Raw genomic sequence first — 386 nt, 5'->3', positions numbered from 1 at the left:
CCGGAATGGCGCAACAATCTGTACAAGTTCGCGGATACAGGCCTGACGACGGATGCGAGCGGCCTGTTCCAGATCGATGCGCAGACGGGCCAGATTACGACGACGCGCGCCGTAGTGGGGACGGATGCCGGCCAGAAGACGCTGCACGTAGTGGCCTATGACGGTTCGCTGGTCGGGCCAACGAAGGACTACGTGTTCACCATTGCGGCCGCCGATGCGCCGCCGCCCGTCGTTGACCCGATTGCCCCTGTTGTTGTTGGCGGGTCTGTGTCGATTCAGGAGAACGCGCTGGCTTATGCGGCGGTGGCAAACGTTCGCCCGGCGGGTGTCGTCGGGGACACGGTGACCTATGCGCTGGTTCTGAACCCCGGTGCGAAGTTCGGTAT

At 63.5% G+C, this 386-nt stretch carries 1 protein-coding gene; it reads left to right on the top strand.

Annotation, left to right across the window (positions count from 1 at the left end; all coding sequences use genetic code 11):
* Nucleotides 1-386 (top strand): hypothetical protein (locus AB4072_RS17155; RefSeq protein WP_441969948.1); only part of this gene is annotated, 386 nt, incomplete at both ends.

The sequence above is a fragment of the Microvirga sp. 2MCAF38 genome, from assembly GCF_052115485.1.
In the GTDB taxonomy this organism is placed as follows: domain Bacteria; phylum Pseudomonadota; class Alphaproteobacteria; order Rhizobiales; family Beijerinckiaceae; genus Microvirga.
This window is presented reverse-complemented; position numbering and strand designations above follow the sequence as displayed.